This window comes from Huintestinicola sp., assembly GCF_050874005.1.
In the GTDB taxonomy this organism is placed as follows: domain Bacteria; phylum Bacillota; class Clostridia; order Oscillospirales; family Ruminococcaceae; genus Huintestinicola.
On the sequence record NZ_JBNMJV010000006.1, the window covers coordinates 73,508 to 91,786 of the forward strand.

Annotated in this window: 14 protein-coding genes; all 14 read right to left on the reverse strand. The window is 47.6% G+C overall.

Annotated elements, in window-relative coordinates; translation table 11 throughout:
* Positions 1-52 precede the first annotated feature (52 nt).
* Complete coding sequence (dprA, locus tag ACR0QN_RS03665; protein WP_432649839.1) at positions 53-1,345, reverse strand: DNA-processing protein DprA; 1,293 nt, start codon at positions 1,343-1,345, stop codon at positions 53-55.
* The gene (locus ACR0QN_RS03670) at positions 1,342-2,163 is read right to left on the reverse strand and encodes a TrmH family RNA methyltransferase (protein ID WP_432649840.1); all 822 of its coding nucleotides are present in this window, start codon (positions 2,161-2,163) and stop codon (positions 1,342-1,344) included. The genes dprA and ACR0QN_RS03670 overlap by 4 nt, the downstream gene beginning before the upstream one ends.
* 79 nt (positions 2,164-2,242) lie before the next feature.
* Positions 2,243-2,596 carry a 50S ribosomal protein L20 gene (gene rplT / locus ACR0QN_RS03675; protein ID WP_432649841.1) on the reverse strand — a complete coding sequence of 118 codons (354 nt, stop codon included), beginning with the start codon at positions 2,594-2,596 and terminating at the stop codon, positions 2,243-2,245.
* A gap of 55 nt (positions 2,597-2,651) precedes the next feature.
* Positions 2,652-2,849 (reverse strand): 50S ribosomal protein L35, encoded by a 198-nt coding sequence (rpmI, locus tag ACR0QN_RS03680; protein ID WP_022474285.1) that lies wholly within the window; start codon positions 2,847-2,849, stop codon positions 2,652-2,654.
* A gap of 44 nt (positions 2,850-2,893) precedes the next feature.
* Positions 2,894-3,436: a translation initiation factor IF-3 gene (infC, locus tag ACR0QN_RS03685; RefSeq protein WP_432649842.1), complete on the reverse strand. Its 543-nt coding sequence runs from the start codon at positions 3,434-3,436 to the stop codon at positions 2,894-2,896.
* Between the two features lie 357 nt (positions 3,437-3,793).
* Positions 3,794-4,624: a hypothetical protein gene (locus tag ACR0QN_RS03690; RefSeq protein ID WP_432649843.1), complete on the reverse strand. Its 831-nt coding sequence runs from the start codon at positions 4,622-4,624 to the stop codon at positions 3,794-3,796.
* 204 nt (positions 4,625-4,828) lie between these two features.
* Positions 4,829-5,254, reverse strand: a complete 426-nt coding sequence (locus ACR0QN_RS03695; RefSeq protein WP_432649844.1) for a hypothetical protein — start codon at positions 5,252-5,254, stop codon at positions 4,829-4,831.
* Between the two features lie 45 nt (positions 5,255-5,299).
* On the reverse strand, positions 5,300-5,830 hold the full coding sequence (locus tag ACR0QN_RS03700; protein ID WP_432649845.1) for a hypothetical protein: 531 nt from the start codon (positions 5,828-5,830) through the stop codon (positions 5,300-5,302).
* Between the two features lie 24 nt (positions 5,831-5,854).
* Positions 5,855-6,277, reverse strand: coding sequence for a hypothetical protein (locus ACR0QN_RS03705; RefSeq protein ID WP_432649846.1), 423 nt, complete (start codon positions 6,275-6,277; stop codon positions 5,855-5,857).
* Positions 6,278-6,362: 85 nt separating this feature from the next.
* Positions 6,363-10,265 carry a UvrD-helicase domain-containing protein gene (locus ACR0QN_RS03710; RefSeq protein WP_432649847.1) on the reverse strand — a complete coding sequence of 1,301 codons (3,903 nt, stop codon included), beginning with the start codon at positions 10,263-10,265 and terminating at the stop codon, positions 6,363-6,365.
* Between the two features lie 18 nt (positions 10,266-10,283).
* Positions 10,284-13,808 carry a PD-(D/E)XK nuclease family protein gene (locus tag ACR0QN_RS03715; RefSeq protein ID WP_432649848.1) on the reverse strand — a complete coding sequence of 1,175 codons (3,525 nt, stop codon included), beginning with the start codon at positions 13,806-13,808 and terminating at the stop codon, positions 10,284-10,286.
* An 85-nt stretch (positions 13,809-13,893) separates the two neighbouring features.
* Entirely contained in the window at positions 13,894-15,570 is a 1,677-nt protein-coding gene (locus ACR0QN_RS03720) for a MutS-related protein (RefSeq protein ID WP_432649849.1), read from the reverse strand.
* A 23-nt stretch (positions 15,571-15,593) separates the two neighbouring features.
* Positions 15,594-17,333, reverse strand: coding sequence for an Rqc2 family fibronectin-binding protein (locus ACR0QN_RS03725; protein ID WP_432649850.1), 1,740 nt, complete (start codon positions 17,331-17,333; stop codon positions 15,594-15,596).
* Positions 17,323-18,168, reverse strand: a complete 846-nt coding sequence (locus ACR0QN_RS03730; RefSeq protein WP_432649851.1) for a putative RNA methyltransferase — start codon at positions 18,166-18,168, stop codon at positions 17,323-17,325. The genes ACR0QN_RS03725 and ACR0QN_RS03730 overlap by 11 nt, the downstream gene beginning before the upstream one ends.
* Between the last annotated feature and the right edge of the window lie 111 nt (positions 18,169-18,279).

An 18,279-nucleotide genomic window follows, 5' to 3' on the forward strand; every position in this document is an offset into this window, starting at 1 on the left:
TGTTTACGCAGCAGGCTTTTATCCGATCGATAAAAGCATATATATTTTTAAATCAGTCCATAAGGCTGTAGTTTCCGCTTTGGGACTGAATATTACCCATAATTTCAAGCTCGGTGAGAGCTGTAAGAATTTCATCAATGTCTGCGTCAAGTGCGGCGGAAAGCTCGTCCGCTCTCATTGAAGAACTTTCCGAAAGCTGTGATATGATATTTTTCTGAATGGGGTCTGAAAAGCTTTCAAGCTCCTCGGCACTTAACTTGCGTGGCTGTTTTTCGGGGACAGGCTTCTGCTCAGGCCTGGGAATGTCCTCCGCCTTTTTCTGAGATTTTTTCGGGGCGGCAGATCTCTTCTTATCGCCTTCCCGTTCAGCCAGGACAGCCTTGTCCGCTATCTCTTTTATTTTCGCAAGCTGTGAGGCGGTATTTTCGTTTGCGACTATTATATGCGAAGTGTTTACGCAGTATTCTCCGTAAATATCTCTGGCGCCCATCAGGGGAATAGCTCCCTCTCTGATAAGGGAAACGTTGCCCTTGTATCTGCTGTCAAAAAGATCGCAGGGCGGAACGGCGAAAACGGGTTTGCCCTGGCTTACGGCGTGGGCGGCACTGTTGAGAGAACCGCTCTGCACTCCGGCTTCAATGACTGCCACTCCCATAGAAAGTCCCGCAAGTATGCGGTTTCTCAGAAGAAAATTTGCGGGATAGGGCTGAGTACCCGGGAGAAATTCGGAAATTATAGCTCCGTTTTCCTCGATTATTTCACGGTAGGGAATATTGTTTTTCGGATAGGGGTAATCAAGTCCCGAACCAACTACCGCAAATGTCCTGCCGCCGCTTTTAATGCACTCAAGATGAGCGCAGATGTCGATGCCCTCCGCAAAGCCGCTTATGATGTCAAAGCCGTGCTTGGCAAGGGTATGTACGATGGCGGCGGCGGTTTTTCGGCTGTAATCCGAGGGCTTTCTTGTGCCCACCACGCCGATGTTCAGCCTGTCGTTTATGCCCGAAATGTCGCCTTTGTAAAACAGCACCGTGGGAGGATTGTAAATTTCCCTGAGCCTTGCGGGAAAATCCTCCTCGTCAGCAGTAACTATCTTTATATTCTGCTTATCGCAAAGCTCCATTATCTTTTCCGCAGAGGACAAGGTTATGCTGTCGGCTCCCTGTACAGTTTCCGCAGGGAGACCGTTTCTCACCGCCTCGTCCTGCGTAATGGCGGCGTAAAGGCTTTCGGCATTCCCGAAGCGTTCATACAGCTCGGAAAGGGTTTTTGAGGCTGCGCCGAATGCAATGACCGCCCATAGCCTGTAAAGCCTGCGGTAATATGCTCCGTCGTCTGTATTCATTGCCTTCCCTCCTTGCCCTTGGAAAGCTCCCACATAATTATCCCCGCTGCCATAGCGGCATTAAGGGAATTGATGGTTCCGTGCATTTTTATGGTGAGCATAACGTCCGCAAGAGCGGCGTCTTCATCGGATAAACCGTTGCCCTCGTTGCCTATCATAACCGCTCCGCCCCCCGAGAAATCGCAGTCTGTAAGGGACTTTGCGCTGTCCGAGATTACTGCGGCAAAAACGGGTATGCCCCGAAGATTCATCTCGCTCACCGCATTTTGTATATCGTCCGAAATGACAGGAACTCTCATAATGCTGCCCATAGCTGAGCGGACGGTCTTGGGATTGTAAATATCGCAGCAGGAGCAGAGGATAACGCAGTCGATGCCGCAGGCGTCGGCAGTTCTGAGCATTGTGCCCATATTTCCGGGGTCCTGGATATTGTCAAGTATCAGCACCCTGCTGCCCCTCTTTATTTTGCCGTATATTTCCGATTTTTGAGCTGTGGGCATTGTGCAGACCGCAAAAATTCCCTGGGGCATTTTTGTATCGGAAAGCTCTCTCGACAGCTCCTCGGAAATGATATTGAATATTTTTGAGGGGTATTTTTTGAAAAGAAGCTCCAGAGCTTCGCCGTATTTTTCCATTGCGCTTTCGGTGAAAAAAACACTGTGCAGCTCTATAGCCTCGGCGGCGGCGTCTGAAACCAGCCTTGCCCCCTCAATGGTGAATTTATTTTCCCTGCGTCTTGCTTTTTTGTCCTCGGTAAGCTTTCGGTAAAGCTTTATTTTTTCATTATCGGCGGAAAATATGCGGTTATATTCGGTCATTGCACCTTGCAGCCTCCATATTCAAAAAAGCTGTACCACAACGGACAACGCCTTTGTGATACAGCCTGTTTGCCTTAAATTAAAGAGCAGCCTTAGCCTTTTCAGTAAGTGCTGTAAAACCTGCTGCGTCGCTGATTGCGATCTCGGAGAGCATCTTTCTGTTGAGAGTGATGCCTGCCTTCTTGAGACCGTTCATAAATGTAGAATAGTTCATTCCGTTCATCTTGCAGGCAGCGGAAATTCTTGTGATCCAGAGCTTTCTGAAATCACGCTTCTTGAGACGTCTGCCGATATAAGCATAGTTGCCGGATTTCATTACGGCTTCCTTAGCCATCTTGAAATGCTTGCTCTTTGCGCCCCAGTAACCCTTGGCAAGCTTTAATGTTTTATTTCTTCTCTTGCGAGTAGCCATTGCTCCCTTAACACGAGCCATAGTATTTTACCTCCAAATGTATTATTGTTCAGTTCTTACGTTAAAGCCTTACCGATTACTTGTAGGGCATAAGCTCTCTGAGTGTAGCAGCATTAGCTGAACCTGCAACGCCCATATTACGAGCAATTCTCTTGCGCTTGTGATCCTTCTGAGTGAGTCTGTGTCTCTTGTTGGTCTTCTGATACTTTACGAGACCGTTTTTGGTGAGCTTGAAACGCTTCTTAGCTCCGGAATGAGTCTTCTGCTTTGGCATAGAAATATCCTCCCTTTATTTTTACAGTTATTTTGAAAAACAGGTCACTTTGAAGCCTTGGGGGAAACGAACATCACAAGTGCTCTTCCCTCCATTTTTGCAGGCTTTTCAACGACTCCGACTTCGGCGCAGGCTTCCTTGAATTTTTCAAGAAGCTCTTCGCCAAGCTGAGGATGAGCGATGGCACGCTTACGGAAACGAACGGAAACCTTTATCTTATCTCCGCCCTTGAGGAACTTGACAGCCTGGGCTGTTTTGGTCTCAAAATCGTGGGTGTCAATGGTGGAGAACATTCTGATCTCCTTGATCTCTACTACCTTCTGATTTTTTCTTGCTTCCTTTTCACGCTTTGCCTGTTCAAACAAATACTTTCCGTAGTCCATGATCTTGCACACAGGCGGAACAGCCTGCGGTGCGATCTTTACAAGATCGAGATCCTTTTCTGCGGCAAGCTTCTGTGCGTCCCTTGCGGACATAAGACCAAGCTGTGCGCCGTCGGGACCTATTACTCTGATCTCCTTGTCACGGATTTCTTCATTGATCTGAAGCTCCTTGCTATCCTTGTTAGCTATGGCGAGCACCCCCAAAATATCAAATTAACTATAAATGAATGTGAAATAAAAAACGGCAGAACCAAAGCTCCGCCGTATAATTTTCCCGACTATCCGCAAATATAGTTTATGCAGACAGATAAAAAAATTATTGACCACTGCGTGCCTTTGCAGCAGGGTGAGAGCGGATAGCTCTGCTTTATTTTTCGTACTCAAGTATTATATCACGTATGTGTGGTTATGTCAATAGGAAAATAAAAATATGTATAAATACACAAATGAGTTGGATTAAAAAGTCTGATTTGTGTTGATATGCAACAAATTAGCATATCCAAATTTAAAGTGCAGAATGATAGGAGTTCATTCTGCACTTTATGAGACAATATATTGGAATTACTTTCTGCGGCTGATAACAGCAAGTCCTGCTGCACATACAGCTATTGCTGCAACAGAAGCGGCTGCTGTGTTTCCTGTCTTGGAGGATGATGTGTTTCCGTCGGAAGCAGGTGTTTCGGCAGCTGCCTCAGCGGGTGTTTCTTCAGCGGGAGTCTCTGCGGGTGCTTCTTCAGCGGGAGTCTCTGCAGGTGCTTCTTCAACTGCTTCCTCAGCAGGAGCAGCAGAGATCATAAGGGGCATTTCGTTGCCGTCTGCGTCGAGAATTCTGATATTGTCAACGTACATATAGTAAGGTACTTCGGTACCCCATCTCATAAGCTGTGCATTAGAGCCTTCGGTGCCGCTTACAAACTTCTTTGAAGGGAGAAGGAATTTTCTTTCAATTGTCATAGGCTCGGAAACGGGGTTCTCGTATTCGCCGCCCTCAAAATCGGACTGATCCCATGCCGGAGTATCGTCTGCGCCTGCAGTTCCAAGGCAGCCGCCTATCCAGCCGGGAGCTGTTACGCCGTCCTTGGAGGCAAATGTAATGTCCATATAGATCTTGTCAATATCGGAGAGGTTTTCGGTACCAACGATATCGTTCATACTGAAAAGGATTTTGGGAAGGAGTGAGCAGTCCTGAACGTCTACCTTGAGCTGCATTGAGCCATTGAACTCCTCAACGGAAAGAACGGAAAGATCTCCGCCGTCGTCTGTCTTTACGGATACAAAGGAGTAGTTGCCGTCCTCAAAATCAATTGCTTCTGCATATGCGCTTGCAGCTATTGCTGTGAGCGCAGCGGCGGATAAGCATAATGCCGCACCTGTTCTAAATGCTTTTTTCATAATTATCATTCACCTTTCAATAATAATACGGTTTTTTAAGCCGATCATTAGCATTTTCTGCTATTATTTTTATTATAACAGAATTCTGCATAATAAACAAGTCAATTATTGCGCATTTCTCTGCGATTTGTGCTATAATTTATTATATATTTTCATAAAATGTTCAAAACTTGCAAATATTATTTGCCCTTTTGTTTATCTCGGTCATATCACTCCTCGGGTATAAGCATCATACAAAGTGATCTCCGTTGCTTTGGCAATTTGGGAAAAAGTCTGCACAGTGCGTATCGAACCCCAAGGGATACCCCACCAGCCGCCGAAAAGCGTCATAAGGATACAAAGAAGCTTTGTTGCTCCGGATCTGTCCGACGGGACAATGGCGCTTGAACGGCACAGGGTCAGTATGACCACCGAAATACAGCAGGTGAAGCGTATCACACGGGTCTCTTTTGTGTATGTAAAGCCCATAAATTCACAGCTGACGCCGTTCATTATTTCCTCTCTGTTATTGTTTAAAAAGTTAAGGAAATCATCGTTCTGCTTTTTCCATACGTTTTGCATTATGAAGAATAATATCCACGAGATGATAACTAAATAATAGGTGACGGTAACAAAAAAATCTATCAACATATTATCCCCCGATTTTCGGTATTATTTTATCTGTTTGCTTGCGGGTTAAAGCATATCTCCGATGCTATCCGGCTTAACATATCCCTTAGCCTTATCGGGAAGCTTTTGTGCTAAAAATCTGTATATTCTTATTATGGGAACATTGCACCTGCTGTTTGTGTCAAGTGAGGAGGCAAGCTCTTCCTCGTTTATCTTGTCGTTAAAGGAATGCTCCTCGCCGTCACTTGTTTTAATATTCAGAGCAATGCGCTTTGTGCTCATTCGCCCCGCATATTCTGTGTATACCCCGTAGCTTATCTCGGTGATGTCACTGAGTGGGATACTTGACTCGTATTTTATGTAGCGAAAGTGTATAGCTTCATCATAGACGGAAAGATAACCGTTTATAGCACTGAAAAATTCTCCCACTCCAAATACCGCAATCGTGATTATAATTGAACCGATCATTAGTCCTATCGAGTGGCTTGTTCCTGCTGCAAACATCAGAAGAAAGCATACAAACATTACGCCGAATAATTCGATACAGCGATAGCTCACAGGGTGATGGTTTATTTTTACTTTTATTCTGTCTGTCATACCGGTACCCCTTTCGGGGCGGCATCAGCTTTCGGAGCTGTCGGAATTGGCCGCATTAAGGCTCTCGTATGCCTTCTGCTCGAAATAATTGTCAAGCACGTCCTTGGAAATGGAATAGCCTGCGGAGGTCTTGACGTACTCCTTTATCTCTTTTTTGGTGATAGCCGCCTTTATCTCGTCAACGGTCATATTAAGGTAAGCCGCAGCTTCTGTCTCGGTGAAATAATTCTTGGGAGCGCTGTTATTAACGGTAATGTTCGAAGGTGAGGAATAGCTTGACGCAAAGGTCTGAGCCTCAACAGCTGCGGTGAGCTTTTTTACAGAGCCTGTGACCGAGACTCCCGCAATAATTATGCTTACTCCGAGAATTACCGATGACAGGAGCATTCCTGCCGCAGGTATGGGCTTGGGTGCGGTTCTGGGACGACTTGCGTTCTTGTTTTCCATAATTTGACCATTCCTTTCAGAGCCGTTGGGACGGCGCAAAGCCGCCGCAGGATCCTTTTATATTATCCGCATAGGGAAAAAAGCTTTATATGATGATATTTTCGGGAGAAAGCTCCGTCTTTACCGCCGTACCAAGCTCAAATGAGTAAAGATACGCTTCGGAAACAGGCTTTCCGAGAATAAGGGAAAGAGCCTTTGCGTAAAGATAAAGCTGCATACTGTAGCGGGCTTTAAGCTGTTCGGGAGTGATGTATCTGTCTGTCTTGTAGTCAATAAGTATCAGTCCGCCGTCCTCCTCAAAGAGCAGATCGGCAACGCCCTGCAGCATTCCCTCGGTATTATTATAAACCCTCAGCCCCGAATTGTCAAGAATTTCTTCATCAATACACAGATCGGCGATCTTCACCAGAAATTTTCTTTCCCTCATAACATTGCCCGAGCGGATAAGTCTGCCGCAAATGTCGCTGTCAAGGAATGTTCCTATCATATCGGGGTCGGCGCATTCTGCCTGTTTTTCGGTAAGATGTCCTAATCTGCAAAGGCGTGCGGCTTCCTCGGAAATGGCTTTGTCACGTTCACCCGACGGTACAGCCGCAAGCTTTTTTATATCGCAGTACTGCATAAATTCGTGAACAGCGGTGCCTCGGTCGGCGGCGGATATTCCTGCCACAGCCTTCTTTGCAGCTTTTTTCCGGGCAGTCTCACCGAAAAATCTTCTTAGCCTCGGCTCGTGCTTTTTGGCTATCTCGCTTACGGTAAGCTTTGAAGCGGTAACGGACAGGGTATCGTCATAATCGCAGACAAGGTTTTCTCTGAGAAGCTTTGCCCTGTTTTCATCGGGCAGGGCAGCAGGGGAAGCTGTTTCCTCCTCCGAAACCCTTTCTTCGGAAATTTTTCCGCCTGTGAACATTACCTTGCATTCACCCAAATGCTTTTCGGAAATGTTATCGCCGTTTTCAAAAAGGGACAGCGCCACATCAAGCCATTGTTCCATACACATACATTCGCCCACCGCTTCACGGCAGTCAAATCCCGTTTCGGTCTTTACGATAAGCTCGGCAAGCTCACTTCGCCTGTCGCCCACAGTACGCTTTGAGCTTATAGGCTCGCTGTCGTTTCTTCGGGTGATGAAAAGCTTGTATTTTGCTCGGGTGAGAGCCACGTAAAGGAGCATCATTTCCTCGTCACGCTGGCTCTTTTTCAGCATTTCGCTGAGCACCTCTCTGGGGAATGACTCGTAAACGGCATACTTTGCCCCGTCTGTTATCCGAAAGCCCACGCTGCTGCCGCTTCCGTCGGGGAATGGTGAGAATACTATCTTGCCCGAGGTGTCCCTCAGATTGAATTTCACAAAGCTTCGGCAGAGGAATACAAAGGGATATTCAAGTCCCTTGGATCTGTGAATGGTCTTAATGGAAACGCTGTCGCTAATGGACGAAACTGCCGAGGCGGACTGGAAATCCTTCTTGTTTCGGAGCATTGAGTCGATAAACCGCAGAAATCCGCTTAATCCCCCCGAGCCGTTTTTGTCAAATTTCTCCGCATAGATGGGCAGGAGCCTGAGATTTGCCTTCTTCTTTGCGCTGTCCTTGTAGACCGATACCACCGCCATAAAATCCGTTCTGCTGTAAATAAACTCGATAAGCTCTGCGGCGGTGTGGACGGCGGCGTATTCTCTCAGCCTGCCGAACACCTCAAGGAAATTCTCACATTGCCTTTTAAGCTTTTCGGGAACGTCCTTTTTGCCCATTGAGGACAGCAGAATATCGTTATAGACCGAAGAGCTGCGCTTTACTCTCAGCCTTGCCATATCCTCGGCGGTGAACATAAACATAGGTGACATCAGCACCGATGCCATAGGCACGTCAAGGGTGCAGTTGTCGATACATCTGAGCAGATTTATAAGCACTGATATCTCTCTTGAGCCGAGATAGCTTTCCTCCGCAGGTCCCTGCACGCTTATGCCAAGCTCTTCGAGACAGCTTACATATATCCCTGCCTTTTTCACTCCACGCATAAGTATGCATATATCCGATGGGCGGACGGGTCTTATCTCGCCGTTTTCCTCTATTTTCTCGTTTTCAAGAAGCTCCTTTATGCGCACAGCGGTGCATTTTGCTTCGATGATATCGAGAGAGGAAAGCCCACCGTCGTCTTCGGTCAGAGCAGCGCTATCTTCATTGTCGGAGTCTTCTTCTTCGTCCTCTTCTTCGGAAACGGAAGGGGGGAGAGTTATTATTTCCGTGGGACCGTAAATATCCCCGATACCTGCGCCCTCGATAAGCTTTGCGGTATCATCGTACAGAACGCTGCCGTTTTCCTCGGACATTATGCTGCCGAAAACAGCGTTTACAAATTCCACCACCCCGTGGGAGCTTCGGAAATTGCGGTTAAGATATATCCTTGCCCTGTCGGTGCTTCCGTCGTCGGCATAGTCAACGCTCTCTCTGATATTTGCAAGGAAAATGGTAGGGTCGGAGCAGCGGAAGCGGTAAATGGACTGCTTCACATCTCCCACAGCAAAGAAATTGGTTCCCGGAGCTTCGGCGCTGCCGCCCTTTGAGAGCATACGGAAAATAAGCTCCTGAACGGCGGTGGAGTCCTGAAATTCGTCTATCATAACGATGTGGAAATAGTCGGAAAGCTCCTTTGCAAGGGGTGTGGGGGAGATGTTTCCGCTTTCGTCACGGCTGCACAGAAGTTCCACCGCAAGCTGCTCTGCGTCGGAAAAGCTGAGGGCGTTTTTTTCGCTTCTGAGCCGCTTTTCCTCTGCGAAAATATCGCTCATAAGGGCAAACAGCAGCCTGCATATCTCACCGTGACGGGTGAAATCGTAAAAAAGGTCGGAGAGGGTGTATCTTCCCGAAAGCTTTTTTACGGTGTCAAGACTTTCGTTACGAAGCTTTTTGCCCTTGTCAAGCACCTCCTGAGAGGGTGCGGCGGTATAGCTGTCCGCCTTTTTTGCACCTGCTGGCTTGACTTTGTATTTAAAGGATTTGCTGAGAGTAAGCCTTGGAGTGACCTTCAGACTTTCTCCCGAAAATGGGAAAAACAGGTCTGCTTCAAGCTTCATTCCCATTACAGCGGCGGAATTTTTTTCGCCATCAAGTACGGTTATTATCCCCTTAGCCTTTTCAAGAGAGGAAAGTGTGTCGGCATAGGGCTTTTCATCGGAGCCGCTTGTTTTAAGGCTTATTTCGGAAATTATCTTTTCATATTCGGAAATAAGCATATCTGCGGCACTATTAAGGCTGTCAAGGGCTTTGGCAAGCTTTGTTTTTGCGTTTTTCAGATAATAGGCGATAAGCGGGTCGTTAAGCAGTTCGTTTTTCAGTTCTTCGGAAACGCCTTCGGAGCAGCATTTTTCAAGAATATCTGCCGTATGCTCATATGCGGCGGCAATATTGTTCATTTTGTCCTCGGGGAAGGGGAGAGCAAGCAGCTTGCTTCTGAGGGGCGGAATGACCGCCGCAAGCCTTTCATCGTTTCGTGAATCGGGACAGAAAAAATCCGTCAGCCGCTTCATATCCTCCGAACGGTCGGAAAACCATCTGTCGAAAACATTTTCCGCAGCCTGCGCCGAAATTGCGTCGTCCTCGGACTGGTCAAGCACACGAAAGCCCGAGTCAACGTCAATAAGTGCAGAGTTTCCCCGTATCAAATCAAAGCAGAATGAGTGTATGGTAGATATCTTTGCCGAGGGGATAAGGGACTGCTGAGATACCAGCCAGTCATTCTCGGAGTCTTGTTCTGCCGCCTCCGCAAGCTTGGCGCAGAGTCTCTGCTTCATCTGTGCGGCGGCGTCGTTTGTGAATGTGACCACCACTATCCTGTCCGCCGAAACGGGGTCATTTCTGTCCGAAAGGATACGCAGGAGCTTTTCCACCAAAACGGCGGTCTTTCCGCTTCCTGCGGCGGCTGATACCACTGCCGCCCTGTTTCTTACGTTTATGGCGGCGCATTGTTCGGGAGTCCAGTTTGGTGCCATAGTTCATTGTTCCTTTCGTTAGTTTTCTTCGGTTTCGGTATCATCGGCGGGGAAAATGCTGCCGCTTCTGGTTTTCGGTGAGGGATAATTTCCGCACACCTCCGCATAATCGCAGTTGTCGCAGGGACAGGCGCATTTCAGCTTTTTATTGCTAAGTGGACTGGCAGGTATATATCCCTCGTCAAGAGCCTGTGCAAGCCCTTGGAGAAGCTTTTCTGCCTTGTTTATATCGGCGCAAAGCTCCTCCTCGGTGAACACGTTTGACACCTGTGCTTCACCGTCTTTGAATTTAAGCTTTGCGGGAATGTAAACCAGGCTGTCGCTGCCGCATTCAAAGAGATCGTTCTGCATTGCGGTGAGAATGTTTCTGTCGTCAAGTATCTCGCCTTTCATTCTGAACGAGCTCATTTCCGTCTGCTCGGGAGAAATGTCGTCATTTCTGTTTTTCATTGACAGCTTCGGGGCTTTCATCGGCACGTACATTACGCCTGCCGGTTCAAAGTTTTGTTTATCTGTGGGTTCACCTTTTCTCGTTAGTGCCCAGAGATAGAAAAACATCTGCATATTTATCCCAAGGTCAAGCTGACCACGCACAAATTCCTTGGAGCCTGTTTTGTAGTCTATTATCCTGAGATATATCTTACCGCCGTTTTTCTCGTCGATATATGCGTCCACACGGTCTGCGGTGCCCGAGAAATTAACTCCCATACCGTCTTCCCTGTCCGATCTTGCGGTGCAGGGGGCAGACTTCAGCTTTTCGTAAAGTCTTGCATAAATTTCTTCTTCGGCTCCTGATATTTCGGGCAATTCGTTCTCCGTGTTTTTCCTGCTTGAAATACCCACAGGCAGCTCGCAGGCAACGGGAACAAAATCCGAACGCATAAGCTCCTCCTGCATATGGAGAATGACCTTGAGGACAAGCTCTGCGGCGATGTTCAGATAAAATTCAAAGCTGCTTTTCTTTGCAAATCCGCCTCCAAGATTATCTCTTATATATTCATCAGCGGAAAGTGCCACAGAACCGAGGATATCCTCCTTTGTGAGCTTTAAAAAGCTTTGCTTGGAGTGTTTTATAAAAATATCCTGCATACATTTGTGGATAATATTTCCCTGTATCATAGGGTTAAGGTCGTTTTTCTGAAGCGGATATATGCCCAGACCCTTTTTGCAGAAAAACATAAAGGGACATTTGCTGAAATCCTCAAAGCGTGAGGGGGATATTTCGGCGTTTGAGCCGTAAAGCCGCTTGCTAAGCGTTCTGTCGTTTATGCGGTGCTCTGTACCCGTATCAATTGAGTCGATGTATTCAAATCTGCTTTTGTAGACGGGGTCCTTTGAAAGCTCTGCACGGACTGTGGCAAAATCTCCGTCACCCGGGTCAAAGCCTTCAGTCGCAGCGGCATAGGCAGACTCCTTCGTGCGGCAGAAAAAGAGCATATCAAGCTCATCTGTATTTATCCTTTTAACGCCCTCAAGGGCACAGCATATTTCTGCGATAAGGGCGGAGGGATACATAGGCGAGCCGTCGGATGAAGCCGCCTCACAGGAAACATACAGCTTCTCAGAGGGGCTGCACAGAGCCTTGAAAGCGTTGAAGCGTTCCTCCTCGATACGGTTTTTCACATCTCCCGAAAGGTCGTGAGAGGACTCTCTGAAAAACTCTCTTTCCCTCTCGGAAAAGGTTACGCTTTCGCCCGTTACAAAGGGGAAAACGCCGTCGTTTGCGTGCATTACGAAAACTATCCTCGGGTTTGAGAGACGGGCAAGGTCCGACTGCTGTGCGGCTACCGAGTCAAGGGCTTCGGGGGGACTTGAAAGAGTTATGCCCGATGCGCTGAGGGTGAATATCTCACGAAATTCCGAAAGGGATATTTTATCGGGAAGGGCAGTCTCAAGTCCGGAAAGGATACTGTCAAGCTGAGCCAGCAGCCGTTCATTTTCACGCTTTTCAAGTCTTTCGTCAAAGCAGTATTTTCCGCCTGTCTTTCCGCTCTCTTCGGAGGGCAGGGAGGTAAATTCAAGCAGATTTTCCTCCGCAGGTATGGAAGCCATAAAGCGGCGTATCGCCCTGCATATTTCCGCTCCCGTTTTGTCGGCGCAGTCCTTTCTGAGAGTGAGGATCGGTTCAAGAAGCCTGTTTTTGATATCGTCAATGCCCTTGTAGGTCTCGTCCGTTTCGGGGAAAGGCTTTTCCCAGAGCTCACCGTCAATGTCCCAGGTGTAGCAGTAATTTTCAAGCTTTAAAAGCTCCTCGTCAGGCTCAAGAGTGTAAATGCTGCATAGCTCGCCGTCCTTTTCGTATGAGACCGGAGGCTTGGCAAGACCTGTTTTTGCGTATCTCAGAAGTGTTTCGGTGGATATGCGCTTTGCGGAGGCAAGCTCTAAGGCGGCGTTTATCATTATCATAAGCCGCTTATGTGCCGCAGACTGCTTTTTGTCGGAATAATAGGGGATATCGTATCTCTCAAATGCGGCGGAAAGAATGGAAATATCATCGTTCATTGTGCGGCTGAGAACGGCGATATCCTTGTATCTGAGGCTTTTATCCTCGGAAATGAGCCGCTTTATCTCAGAGCATATGTAGTCACATTCACTGTAGATATCGGGAGCATTTACAACGGTGACAGATTCTCCCGAAGCGGCATTTTTTGCTTTCGGAAGTCTCATAAGCTTGTCGGAAAGGGTAAAAAGCCCATCGTTTTTATACCGTTTGTTTTCGGTGAATTTTTTCGTCTCGGTCCTGATGTCAAGCTTCCCTGCAATGGACATAATTCTTGCGGCGGTCTTTGTAACGGCGGTAAAGGGAGAATACCCCGTCTGCGAAAGGCTGTCGGAGGTAAGGCATACAGTAAGGTCGGTGCAGTCCGAGAGCATTGTTTCCATAAGACCGTACTGGTCTCCCGTAAAGCTTTTGAACTCGTCCATAAAAATGCTCATACCCTTGAAATAGCCGCATTCACGTGCATATTCGGCGGCGATACGGGAATCAAGCATAGGGTCACGAAGCTCCAGCTTTGAAAGCTCCTCGGTAAATCTTGAGTAGATAAGAAAAATGTCCGTCAGCTTATCCCGCATATTTTCGGGAGCTTTTCCCGCAAGCTCGCCCATTATTTCGGGGGTAACGCCGCTGTGGATAAGCTCGCTTATCATTGTCAGGGCCGTGGCGGTGAAGTTAGGGCGTGATGCCTGCTTTTGAAAATATAGCAGAGCGTCCTCGGAGACTGCTTTTTTTATGGCTTTGTACATGACCGCAGTTTTGACGGTGGAGTCGGCAGCCTGCTTTTCGGGAGCGTGACTATGGCTGAAAATATCCCGTACAAGACGTGAAAATGACCACACTTCCGTATTTCCGCTGTTGAAAAGTCCGCAGCCCATTGAATTATAAAGCATATGCTCGTATTCAAAGGTGAACTGGTCGGGGACGATAACGCATATGCTTCTGCTTTCGCCCGATTTTCGTATCAGCTCCGCTTCTTCCCTTATCCTGTTCATCATTGCGGCGGATTTGCCTGTGCCTGTGGTGCCGTAATAAATATTCAGCATTAGTCTGACCGTCCTTTATATGGATAATTTTTTTGCGCTTATGTACATTATAGCATTTTGTCTGTGTAAAAATCGTTACATAAAATCAGCTTCGGTGAACTCTTTTTCGGATATTTTCTGCATTTATTCCGAAGGAGTCGAAAATATCCTTGGCATAGCTCTGCTTCAGAGGTTCGCCACGTTCTATGCGGTAAAGCCGCTTTCCGCTTTCCTTGTCAACCCCTGCCACAATGCTTACGGGAATGCTCCTGCAGTCGGGGTCTGCGGCGATATCGTCACACCTGTATGCAAGGTCGGTTATATGTGTGGCATAGATACCTCTTACGCCTATGATACAGAAAATACGGGTTATTTCGGCGGCTATCTCGGCACATTCCTTGGGAGTGGTGCTCTGAATGGACTCGTTCATCAGCAGGAGACTGTTTTCGGTCACAAGGTCGCTGATTATTTTCAAGTCCTTTATCTCTGTGGTAAAGCGGCTTGCGTTTATGCCCGTTTCCTCTTCCTTGGGGAAATGGGTGAAGATAAAATCGCAGGGGGATAATTTACAGCTTTCAGCAGGGACGTAAAAGCCGGTCTGAGCCATAAGAAAGCAAAGACCTGCGCCACGGAGAAAGGTGGTCTTTCCGCCGTTGTTTGCGCCCGTCAGGATAAAAAATCGCCCGCTGTCGTCCATTGTAAGGCTGTTTCGCACCACAAGGTCATCGCCTTTTGCTTCGGAGTCTGCCGCCGCCGCTTTGAAATAAAAGCAGGGGTCAAAGAGATTTGTTATCTCGGCAGTACGGGGCTTGTCCGTAAATTCGGGGCGGCACATTTTTATGCCTCTTGCGGTGCAGGACTCTGCTATCCTCGCCATTCCGTCATATATCTCAAGCTGGTCGGTAAGCATTGACAGCCTTGAGAATGACAGCCTGTCATAGGCTCTTAGAGCGCTTTCAAGCCGTCTCATATATGATGATGTAAGCTTTTCGAGAGCCTCAAAAAGCGCCCTGTCTGCCTCGCTCAGATATCCGTCCTCGTTTGGCAGACCCGAGCGCAGCTTGCCCGATACCACCGTATCTGAATATGCTGTCGTTTTATAAAAAAGCCTGTCGAAAACATTCTGCTTTTCCCCTGCGGGCTTGTCGGAATAGTTTACTATCCCTGCGGAAACGGGGCGCATTTCCTGGTTGAAATTTATGGCAACGGTGACAGAGCGTATCTTCTTTGAAAAAGCTTCCTTCAGCTCGGAAATGTCACGCTTCATCTGAGCAAATTCCTCACATTCGCAGCGTTCTTTTATTATCTCAAAAAAACTTCTGAATGCTTCGGAGCGGATACCGTTTCCAAGCTCTGCGGACAGCTCATTCAGGCTTTCCATACAGGAAATATATGAGTCGAGCATTTCAATGCGGTCTCCCAAAGCGGTGAAGCTGTCGGGTGAGCCGTTGCCGCCGCTGTTTCTGCTTTCCGTTTCAAGCAGCTTTTCAGCCGCATTGTGTACGGCAGGGGACAGCTTCGGATTGTTCATCACGTCCTCGAGAGCGTCAAGGCGGTAGTTTATCACATCGGTGTCTGTGCACATTTCACGGAAAAGCTTCTGCACATTCTGAGGATTTCTGCGGCATATCATAGATGCCACCGTATCGGTCATAAGGTCGTTTATATATGTGCAGGGGAATTTGTCCGCAAGCTCTGTCCTGCGTCGGTTAAGAGTCTCACGCTTTTCTGCCGTGGGATAGAGCAGGTCGGGTATATCGGGGAGCGGAGCGGTCTTGTCCATAATCAAAGCTTCCTTTCGTTTTATCACATTTCTTCGGTTTCAAGGGGCTTTACATAAAGAGTCCTGTTGTTTGTAAATATGACCATACCGGGTTTTGCGCCTGCGGGCTTTTTGACGAATTTCGCAGGAACATAATCCACAGGCACCTGTGCCGAATTTTTTGCGCTGCTGTGAGCGGCGGCAAGCCTTGCGGCATAATAGATAGTTTCATCGGGAACTTCCCGCCCCTCTGCTCTGATGATTACGTGGGAGCCTGTGATATCCTTTGTGTGGAGCCATATGTCGGTCTTTTCGGCAGTTTTGAGAGTTAGGATATCGTTCTGCTTGTTGTTTCGTCCCACCAGAATTGTAAATCCGTCGGGAGAGGTGAACTGCAGGGGCGGAGCAGGCTTCGGGGGTTTCTGCTTGCCCTTCTGCGCCCTGATATACCCCTGCTCGGCAAGCTCGGCTCTAAGCTCGTTTACATCATTTTCGGTAACTGCTCTCGAAAGTGCGTCGGAAACGCTGGCGATATATTTTAGCTCCTCCTCGCCGTTTGCGATAAGTACCTTGAGCCGCTTTTCTGCATTGTCCGCTTTGCGGTAGCCTGCATAATATTTCTGCATATTCTGAGACGGCGTTAGCATAGGGTCAAGCTCAACGGTTATCTCGCTGCCCTGTTCATCATAGAAATTCACGCAGGTAAACTCCTTCATACCTTTCTGCAATGTATAAAGATTTGCGGAAATAAGGTCCCCTCTGAGCTTTAACTCCTCACGCTCCTCGGACTCTTTCAGCTCAATCCGCTGATTTTCCGTTCTGCGTAAAATTCTGTCGTAGGTATTTCCAAGGAGTCTGAAAAGGTCCTGATAACGCTGCTTCATTCTTGCGGCTCTGTCACGTTCGGAGTAGAATTTGTCAAGAGTTTCACAGGCGGTCTCGCAGGGAATTGTTTTCATAAGCTCCCCGTACTGATCTATTGAGGTAAAGCAGAAATCCTTTAATGCGCCCTCGGGTTCGGTGACGATGGTGTATTCCCGTCTGCCCTCGAAAAAGGCATTTCGGGTGTTAATTATCTCACGGACAATTCTGTCAACAGTATTATCGTCAAAGTCCTCGGAAGTGATGTCCCTGCCCCCTGCGGCTCTGAATATCCACTCCCTTGCGAGAATGGGGGAAATGCCCTCAAATACGGAAATAAGGCACTTTGCCGCAGATTTTCCCACGCAGGCTTTTATCCGCTCCCTCATATCATTTTCGTCCGCAATAAGAAAATTGAGTCTTTCTTCTCTCGGGGGAGCGGTGTAGGTCATATTGGGGAGAACAAGTCTTTCACGGCTCATAGCGTCGTCCACACGCTTTAAGCTGTCAATTATTTTGCCGTCCTGACCGATAACGATAAGGTTTGAATATTTTCCCATAATTTCGCAGGCAAGGGTAACGGTAACAACGTCACCAAGCTCGTTTACTGTCTCAAAATCAAGGAAAAGTATTCTCTCAAGTCCGTCCTGCCTTACAGCGATGAGCTTGCCGCTGCCCAGACGCTTTCTCAGCAGCATACAGAACATAGGGGGGACTTGGGGATTTTCGATAGGTTTTGCCGTTATATGGATACGTGCGGAAGCGGCATTAACGCATATGAGAAGCTTTGAACTGCCTGTTCTTGTGCGTATGCCTAAAACAATTTCCTCCTTTGAGGGCTGGTATATTTTTTCTATCCTGCCTCCCACAAGAGGCATAAGCTCCTGCTTTACCGCAAGGAGAAATGCACCGTCAAGCGCCATTTGTATCATTTCCTTTCCTGTATATAAGCACCTCGAACTCAGCCTCCGTTTCAAGGCTTTCAAGTGCATCAACACGCCTGTGTCCCTCAACGCCTGTCTTGTAATAATAGGGGGTCATTGAGAAAAGGCTTTTTATATCCTCGTTATTGTCAATATAAATTCTGCGGGTTATTTTCCTGCTTTCTATAAATTCAAAGCCTTCTATATCATAATCCGCAGTCTCGTTTTTGTAAGGCTCGTCATAGACCGCTTCTTTAAGGCTGAAAAGGTGGTTTTCACCGGGGATAGCCATAATAAGGCTGCCGCCCTTTTTCAGCACCCTGAGATATTCCTCTCTGCAAAATGGCGCAAACATCGTCACCAGCACATCTGCCGACTCGTCAGCCATAGGTATATGAAAAACGCTTGCCGCCGCTGTTTCGGCGTTTTCGTCTCCTTTGAAACGCTTTGCCGCCGAAGCACAGGCGAATTTGGAGATGTCAACGGCACACAGCTTCACATTGTCCGTTTTTTCTCTTACACAGCGGTAAATTTCCTCGGTGTAATAGCCCTCGCCGCAGCCTGCGTCAAGGATAAGTCCCCCCGAAAAATTTTCCCGTACAGCCCTGCTCATTTCTTTTGCAAGGTGGGAATAATATCCCTTTGACAGAAAATCCGTCCTTGCTCTGACCATCATTTTGTTGTCCCCGGGGAGCTTTGCGTTCATATCCTTTGAGAGCAGGAGATTGACATAGCCCTTTGCGGAAATGTCAAAGGAATGTTCCTTTTCGCATTTATAAGAATGTTCTCCCCGCTCAAGTGGCAGGCGGCATACGGGGCAGATAAATCCGCTCATTTTGTTCAGTCCTTTCATTTTTTCACAAACATCATCTCGGAAAATTCTTCCGTCAGCGTGTCGCTGAAGCCATCTCGTTGGAAAGATAGAAATAATTTTCTTGCTTTGTGG